The 2,145-nt window shown below is 53.9% G+C and carries 4 protein-coding genes; all 4 read right to left on the bottom strand.

From position 1 onward, the window contains the following. Positions 1-281, bottom strand: a 281-nt coding sequence (locus tag ACOSYY_RS10210) for a 6-carboxytetrahydropterin synthase (protein ID WP_421662218.1), incomplete at its 3' end; no start/stop codon positions are given. Between the two features lie 111 nt (positions 282-392). Further along, entirely contained in the window at positions 393-713 is a 321-nt protein-coding gene (gene erpA, locus ACOSYY_RS10205; RefSeq protein ID WP_421662216.1) for an iron-sulfur cluster insertion protein ErpA, read from the bottom strand. A 76-nt stretch (positions 714-789) separates the two neighbouring features. Next, entirely contained in the window at positions 790-1,125 is a 336-nt protein-coding gene (locus ACOSYY_RS10200; RefSeq protein ID WP_421662215.1) for a 2Fe-2S iron-sulfur cluster-binding protein, read from the bottom strand. After that, positions 1,113-2,145 (bottom strand): complex I 51 kDa subunit family protein (locus tag ACOSYY_RS10195; RefSeq protein ID WP_421662213.1); only part of this gene is annotated, 1,033 nt, incomplete at its 5' end. The genes ACOSYY_RS10200 and ACOSYY_RS10195, both read right to left, overlap by 13 nt.

Genomic DNA, 2,145 nt, shown 5'->3' with positions numbered 1-2,145 from the left:
GTGGTCGTAAGTTCTGCCAGCGCCGGGTCGCTATTGAGGTCACGATGGTCGAACCGATCGATAATCCTCTCATTGACCAGCCGGTCGAGACCATTGAGATTGCAAGGTTCTTGTGTTGTCCCGTTCTTGATCGTGACCAACACGACATAGTTATGCCCATGCCCGTTCGGATTATTACATTTTCCGAACGCCGCCCGGTTTTCTTCAGGCGACAGCCGGTCCGTGTGAAGCCGGTGTGCGGCGCAAAACCGATAGCGCCTTGTCACATACACCTGCGACATTCGATCGTGTGGTCTCTGGAGTGGAATCAAAATCCAGGACCGCTCAAGTACGAACGGTCCTGGCGTGGGGGTCCTTCATAAGTTTCCGTACGACAATCCGTATCGACGCAGCTACGCGCTGAACGAGCTGCCGCAGCCGCACGTGGTCTTCGCCTGTGGATTCTTAATTGAAAAGCCGGAGCCTTGAACACTGTCGACATAGTCGACTTCCGCACCTTGAAGCAATGGCGCACTCTGAGAATCCATAATGAGCTTCACCTCACCCTTTTCGATGATGGTATCGTCTTCTGCCATTTTGGACTCAAAGGCCATCCCGTACTGGTAGCCGTGGCACCCGCCGCCGCGGACATATACCCGCAATCCGACCACGTCTTTTTCTTCGGCCATCAGTTCCTTGATTTTCTGCTCCGCCACCGACGTGATTGTAACCATCGTCTTCCTCCTCTATAGATCAGTCCAACCCGCACCAACAGGTCAGAACGTTAGTCTAACACCTCTCTCTCGAATATCAACCCCATGCTTCCGTGGTCGTTGTCGTTGGATTCTCCCATTTGGCTTCCGGCACACGTACCACGACATCCCCCAAGACACGCGCCTGACAGGCAAGACGGTGCCAGGGCTCCGTCAATGCTTCCCGATCCAGCAAGTCTTGCTCATCGAAATCAATCTCCGAGAGGTGCTCATGCCCCATCTGGACCTCAACTCGGCAGGTCGTGCAGGAGGCATTTCCTCCACAGTCATGGTTCAATCGAAACCCCACTTCTTTTGCGGCATCAAGGAGAGATATGTTCTCTTCCACCTCCCCGCTTCGGCCGTCCGAATGAAGAAAAGTCACCCGCGGCATGACTCCTCCGAGGAATGAGCGCCAATCCCGACCGGTGTTTCCTGATAAGGACATTTTTGCAGCCGAATATGATCTTCGTACTCGTGACGAAATAGCTTCAAACTGCTTTGCACCAAGACTGCGGCTCCGGTCACAAGGGTGCAGTACCCAGTTCCTTTGACGAATCCACATAGTTGGAGCAGACTGTCCAGATCTTTGTGAGTACCCTGCCCCGATTCAATTTTGGTCATCAGCGCGGCTAAATTGATGGTCCCCATCCGGCACGGCGGACATTGCCCGCAACTCTCATTCTTGAAAAAACTGGAAAAGTGTAGCGTCTTGGCCACCATGCAGGTGGCATCGTCGACGACGATGACACCGGCCGATCCTAGCCCCGTGCCGGCTTTTTTCAACGAATCGAAGTCCATGGGAAGATCGAGTTGATCCGCCGTCACCATTGAAAACGCCGGACCGCCGGGAAAGACCGCCTTGATCTTGCGACCATTGGACACCCCACCACCACATTGCTCAATCAGATCTCGAATCGTCACGCCCATCGGCATCTCATACACGCCGGGACGATTGATCGCTCCACTCAACGAAAACATCATAGTACCCGGGCATTTCTCCGTCCCAGTTTGCGGGAACCACCCGGCGCCTTTGGAAAGAATCCTCGGTATATTGCACAACGTCTCAACATTATTGACTAAGGTCGGTTTGCCATAGAGGCCGAAATCGGTCGGATAAAACGGCGGTTTCTGCCGCGGCATCGCCGGACGGCCCTGCATCGACTCGAGCATTGCCGTCTCTTCGCCGGCTACGTAGCTTCCATGGCCTTCAAACACTTCCAATTCTATATCGAAGCCGCTTCCCAGCACATTTTTGCCGAGCAGTCCCCGTTCTCGCGCTTGAGCCAAGGCTTTTTTAAGATTCTGCCGCTCTTCATGATACTCATGATTCACATAGATGAAGGAAGCCTTCGCCTGCACGGTATGGGACGCGATGAGACAGCCTTCAATCAACTGGTGAGGCAACGTTTTC

This window comes from Nitrospira sp. BLG_2 (genome assembly GCF_049222245.1).
Note: the sequence above shows the minus strand (reverse complement) of the source record. Positions and strands in the feature narration are given on the sequence as shown.

Coding starts and splice junctions, on each gene's coding strand:
- ACOSYY_RS10200 (WP_421662215.1), bottom strand. CDS start 1,125: ATGCCGCGGGTGACTTTTCTTCATTCGGACGGCCGAAGCGGGGAGGTG.
- erpA (WP_421662216.1), bottom strand. CDS start 713: ATGGTTACAATCACGTCGGTGGCGGAGCAGAAAATCAAGGAACTGATG.